Below are 6,534 nucleotides of genomic sequence, written 5' to 3'. Positions count from 1 at the left end.
AAATGCTTGTAAATGTTGGGTTTCGTTCCTCAACCCAACCTACGTAATTTCATTGTTTACCTGTCTGACAAGTATTGATGCCCGTCATTTTAAAGTTAATCATGTTCGGCGATTCTGTCAAATTTAATAAATTTAGAAAAAATCAGTTAATTATCTAAAAATAGTTCCACCCTATCCAGAATTTTCTCAAAATCAAAGTTATTTACCCATTTTCTAAGTATTTGAATTGTGGATGTGTGAATTTTCGGAATTTCATCAATCATTTGATGAACCAGTTCGGAATCAGCATCAAGAGAGGCTTTATGTAATTGCACAATCCAATCTTTTTGCATAGCTGTCAGAAATTCGTTGAAATTCAACGGTTCGGCAGGTAAATTAAGAACTTGATGAGGTAAGGTTTCTTTTTCATAGATGTAACGAACTTCTAAATGTTGAGCGATGATTTCAAAAATGACTTTTTCTTGAAATGGCTTGCGAACAAAATTATCACAACCAGTTGACAAAATCACCGCTTTCTGTTCTTCTAAAACACTGGCAGTAATAGCAATTATCGCTGTAGCTTGACCTTTGGTCGTGCTTTTAATGTGTTTAGTTGCTTCATAACCATCCATAACTGGCATTCGCATATCCATCCAGATCAGATGGGGTTCCCACGCTTCCCAAATTTTAATTGCTTCTTGACCATTATTTGCTTCTCGCAACTCAAAATCTAAGCGTCCCAAAATTTTAAGTAGTAATTGACGATTGTATTCATTATCGTCAACGACTAACATTCGATATTTTGGTTGATTGGGAGCTAAACCAATAACGCGAATAGGTAGGGATTTGTTTTCAACTTCGGCACTATCAATAACTTTAGGTCTAATATCAAATATGAAGGTTGTGTTAAAGATAGATAAAGAAGTTTTTTCGTTATGAAATTTCTCTTGAGAAGCGATCGCCAATTTTTCTAAATCTGGTGTAAAAGCTCTGCCGCCACTGATTACAGTTATTTGACCTCCCATTAAATTAATGAACTGACGGCTGATAGCTAATCCCAATCCTGTTCCTTCTTGTACTTGTTGGCTTGAAGAAGTTTGTCCAAAAGGTTTGAATAATTTTTCTAGTTCGTGAGGAGCAATACCAACACCTGTATCTGCAACTTCAAAGATGATTTGACATTGAGACTGTAGATACTTGGCAGGCAATATCTCTAGTGGATTATTCAATTTTACTTTGAAAGATACAGTTCCTTTTTGAGTAAATTTAATGGCATTATTCAACAAATTGATTAGGACTTGCCGCAACTTGAGTTGATCTGTAGAAATATATTGAGGAACATTTTCAGCACATTCAAAAAGTAACTGTAACCCTTGCTTCTTAGCTTTGAAAGAAAATATATTTTCTACATCGGCTAGTAAGTAGTAAAGGTCGAAGTTACTTTCGTTAAGTGTCATTCGTCCAGATTCAATTTTGGAGAGATCCAGCACTTGGTTAATTAGATTCAACAGATGTTCCCCATTGGAATTAATAATACTAAGATTTTCTTGTTCTTCTGCCGATAAGTTGCTATTACTCCTCATTAAGTTAGAAAATCCTAAGATGACATTCAGAGGTGTTCGCAACTCGTGGCTCATGTTAGCAATAAAAGCGCTTTTAGCATGGTTCGCTGCTTCAGATTCTTGTTTAGCAATCTCTAATTCGGCAGTACGTTCTTTAACTTTTTGTTCTAATTTATTGTAAATACGGGCATTTTCTATCGAAATAGCAGCTTGAGATGATAGTAACTTTAATATTTCCACTCTGTTGGGAATAAAAGCTTTTACAGTTAGATTATTTTCTAGATAGAGGATGCCAATTAGTTTGGCTTGGTTTAGAATAGGAATGCATAAAACTGATTTTGGTTGTTGTTGGATGATATACACATCATTTGCAAAATTCGTTTCAATGGTAGCATCGTCAAGTAATAGAATTTCTTGGGTGCGTGCTACATAGTTAATGATGCTGGCGGGTATTTCTTTTGGGGGGTTGGTGTAGCCTTCCGCAGGGATTGCTACTGATGGCTGCAGATTGACTATAATTTTTTGTTTCTGCTTCCCTGGTTCTAAAAGAGCGATCGCCTCTAAAGTTAAATCACCCCGCTCGTGCAAGAAAAGTGCGCCTTTAGAAGCTCCAGCATTTTCGATAGCTACTTGCATTAAAGTAGAAAGCAAGCTTTCTAAATTGATTTCTTTTGACATAGCTTGAGAAGCTGTCATCACCGCCGCTAAGTCTAAAGCTTCTGAAGCTTTTCTAGAGTTAGAAATAGCATTAGCCGTATTAATTTTATTAACTTTGCCATTGGCATCAGAGTTACCTTGTTTATCAAATTCAATGCGCTCTAGTAAATGAGGATAGCGATTTTCTAAATCTTTTACTTTGGCTAAAGCACCCCAGTGAAAGTAAGTATAATAAGCTTCAGTCAGGTAAACTTTGGCAATTTTTTCTTTTCCCCATGCTAGATAAAATTTAGCAGCTAGTTCGTTAGCAAGAGCTTCTTCATTTAAGAACTCATGTTCTTTAGCTTCGGCAATAGCTTTGTCATAATATTCCATTGCTTGAACGTTTTCACCCAGAACTCGATGCTGTTCTGCCTTCACTAAATCAAATTTGTGCAAATAATTCATAGGAGCATGATGTGCCCACGCCTGCATTTTTTCCAGATTGGCTTCTACCTTTTTCAGAAGATTTTTTTGTTCGTCTTTTGAACGATCGCAATATATTGCTAGCCTAACTAGAGAATCGTAGAAATAAAAAATTGGAACAACTATTGTAGATGTTACACCAGCTAAAAGTTTTTCAGCATTTTCCGCATTTTCCAGAGCTTTAACGTAATTGTTAAACAAATAGTTTAACATAAGCTGACTGCAGTATACTTGGCATGATGCAGTTTTGTGATTAATTTCGATTGGGCGATCGAGTATCAATTTTTTATTGTCATCTTGTTCATTGACTTCCGTTAATTTGAGCACAGCATATTCATATATTTGCAACTTCTCTAAAGTTGCTTTTTGTTTCATCTGAGTGAGAACTTCACCATAGTTAGCTATTTCACGCTGAACTTGTGACAGTTCCTTACCCATAGAAAATAAAGTGTTACAGTATAAGTAAGCAGAAAGAGCAGCAAATTGTAAATCTCCAGTTTCTAAACCATTAGTGTAAGCATTCAAAAAATTTTTTAATGTCTCTTTGAGATGCTCTTTCCAATGTTTTATCCATGCATTAGTATAAAAAATAATTTTTGTTTTCAGTTCTTGATTTTTTAACTTATCCAACAGATTTAAAGCAAGTTGACCAAATCGATAACCAGAATCAATTTCTCCCAATCTGCCACAGAGGATTAATCCATAATTAATATAGGCGATCGCAGACTCTAAAGAATTCCCATATTGAATTGATAAATTGACTTGTTTGAATACAACCAGCGATAATAGCTCAATATTGGTACTAAACAGAGAAGAAGTAATAATTGAAAATATTCGCATAGCAGATTGCTTTTCAATATCTGTCATTTCCGGTAAGTCAATTAATTCCTCAATCTTCTGAAGAGTTAAGTTTGCCCTCATTTTCTCCAGCCTATACCGAACATCTAACTCGCTGGGTTGTTCGGGAAGATTTATTCCCAAAAGTGCTAAAGCACTTAGGGCAATTTTAATCGCTACTAGTGGTTTATTCTGACTTTGATAATTTTTAATCTTGATTTCATAGACTTTCATTTTATCTAACACTGTCTTAGCTTGTTGCAGCACTATCTCTACCAAATCAGATGTTTCTGCAAAATTACCAGTGAGATATGCAGCTTCTGCTGCTGACTCATACAATGCCAGTGTTAAGTCATATAAATGAAGCCAACTGTCTGCTGCTAAAAGTTTCTTGCCAAAATGGAAATATTTCAAAGCAGCAGTATAAGCAGTAGAAGCTAAAGCTTTACGTCCAGCGATTAAATTTAATTGAGCTAGTTCATCTCGCTCAGTTTGATTTTTGAGTAATTCCCATCCATAATTTAACTGATTGACAATATCAAAAATTCTTTTTTCTCGTTCCTCTTGCGGAATATGAGTTAAAAGTAATTGCCCAATTTCTAAGTGAGTTAACTGCTTTTGAGCTTCGGGGATTAGAAGATATGCAGCTTGTTGCACTCGGTCATGTCCAAATTTATAATAAATTTGTTGTAAATTTTGACTCTTTAACTTTAAAATCTCATCGTCTTTTAAAAAGTAATTTTTGCTTTGAGAAATGACTAAGCCTTCTTGTAATGCTCGGAGCAATGCAGTGGCTATTTCGTCTGGCGATCGCCTAGAAGCAATTGCTAAAGTATTCAAATCAAAGGAGTTACCAATGCAAGCTGCTATTTTTAAAACATCCAAGGTATTGACAGGCAGTGTTTGCAACTGATTTGCCATAAACTCAACAACATTATCGCTGGTATAAATCGCTTTAATTTCGTTAAGGTTGTACTGCCAAACTCCCTTATTTTTTTTACAAGTAAAGTAAATTAAAGCTTGTTCGTGAAGAGATTTGAGTAACTGAGTTGCAAAGTAAGGATTCCCCTTTGTTCTATCACATACAACGTCCGTTAAAGGATGCAATGTTTTTTTTGAATAGTTTAACGTATCACTAATTAAACAATTCAGAGAGGATTTATTGAGAGGAGTTAAGCTAATTTTGTTAACTCTAGCATTAACTTTTTTTAGTTCATCCAAGGTTAGCATTAAAGGATGGGTAGCAGAAACTTCGTTATCTCGGTATGCACCAATAAGTAATAAATAACTTGTATTAGTTTCACTCATTAACAATTCCATCAACTTTAGAGAAGCTGTATCTGCCCACTGCAAGTCATCTAAAAAAATCACTAAGGGATGCTCTTTTGTCGCAAACACCTGAATAAATTTGTGAAATAGCAGATAGAAGCGATTTTGTCCCACATTTCCTGCTGATTCTGATATATCAGGTGGCTTACCAATCAAAAGTTCTAATTCGGGAATTACATCAACCAGCACTTTAGCTTGCGTACCCAAAGCTGTTAATATTTTTGCTTTCCATGTCTCGATTTGAATAAAGCTTTCAGCAAATAGTTGTCGCATTAAATTCTGTAATGCTTGTACCCAAGCCGAAAAGGGAATATCGCGCTGAAATTGGTCAAATTTCCCTTTAATGAAATAACCCCTTTGACGTACTATTGCCTTGTGGACTTCATTAACGACTGCTGTTTTTCCAATACCTGAAAATCCTGCCACTAACATCAATTCGATTTGAGATTTGGGATTTTGAATTGTGCTATATGCTGCTAAGGTAGAGCACTGATGAGTTGGTTCTATCTCCACGTTTTCTCTTGGTGACACTCGGTTAAAAGCAGCTAACAGTGTAGCTACTTCGGTTTCTCTGCCGTAGAGTTTTTCTGGAATAATAAAGCGGGAGCCAATATCATTTTGAGCAAGTTTAAATGGTGTAATATTACCTTTCTCTACAAGTTGTTTTCGACACTTTTCTAAATCTACCCGCAATCCTAAAGCAGTTTGATAGCGTTCTTCAGGCGTTTTTGCCATCAGTTTCAGGACAATATCATTTAACACCTTTCCTATCGCTGGATTAATTGATATTGGGGAAATTGGTATCCTGGCAATGTGACAATGGACTAACTCCATTGCTTCGTTACTTTCAAAGGGTAGTTGTCCGGTTAGCAATTCGTAAAAAGTAACACCTAAAGAGTAAAAATCAGTACGATAGTCAATTCCTAAATTCATACGTCCTGTTTGTTCTGGGGACATATAAGCAGCAGTCCCTTCAAATACATTAGGGTTAATAATTTCTGGGTTTTCTTTGGGTAAAAGAGAGGAATTACAAAAATCAATAATTTTTATCTCTTGACTTTCTGGGTTTATTAAAATATTCTGCGGCTTAATATCTTTATGAATAATGCCATTTTGGTGTAGGGCTTCTAGAATCCGAACAATCTGAATAGCAATATCTAGAAATTGATTTAAGTTTAAAGCGTTGGAAAAAGAAAAGTTTTCTCTCTCATTCTTAACACGCATATAATCAGATAGGGAAATGCCTCCAAAATCTTCTAAAACTAATAAATAACTATTTCGGTATTTTTCTAAACTTAGATGTTTAATTATTCCAGGTAATGTGAGATTTTTAGCAATATTGTACTGATGGCGAAATTGCATCAGTTGATTTAGGGTAGGGTACTCCGAACAGAGTAGTTTAAGAATTACGCTTTGTTCGTTGGACGCACATATAGCTCGATATACTTGGCTGCGGGAACCTGAGTAAAGCTGTTGAATAATTCGATAATTGGGAATTGTGAGCATGACGGTAGAGCTAAATATACGTATAAGTTGTTACTATATAAAATCTTCGTATTAGATACTCAATCTCATTTTCAAACCCGACTTTTCCGACTTGATTTTAGATTAACAAACAATGTTTCAATATTTATATTGTTTGATAAACGATCAAAATCAGAATGAATAAACCTATCGACTGAGTTCGTTCAAGGTTCCTGCGAGT

Annotated in this window: 1 protein-coding gene; it reads right to left on the bottom strand. The window is 35.2% G+C overall.

Features of this window, described 5'->3' with window-relative positions; all coding sequences use genetic code 11:
• Positions 1 to 146: 146 nt before the first annotated feature.
• Positions 147 to 6,335, bottom strand: a complete 6,189-nt coding sequence (locus tag F7734_RS59920) for a hybrid sensor histidine kinase/response regulator (RefSeq protein ID WP_155753624.1) — start codon at positions 6,333 to 6,335, stop codon at positions 147 to 149.
• Positions 6,336 to 6,534 lie beyond the last annotated feature (199 nt).

Source organism: Scytonema sp. UIC 10036, from assembly GCF_009725235.1.
The sequence above is the reverse complement of the archived record's forward strand: the minus strand, read 5'-3'. Positions and strand labels throughout refer to the sequence as shown.

Bases quoted from the DNA above. Each gene is read 5' to 3' on its own strand.
- F7734_RS59920 (WP_155753624.1), bottom strand. From the start codon at position 6,335: ATGCTCACAATTCCCAATTATCGAATTATTCAACAGCTTTACTCAGGT.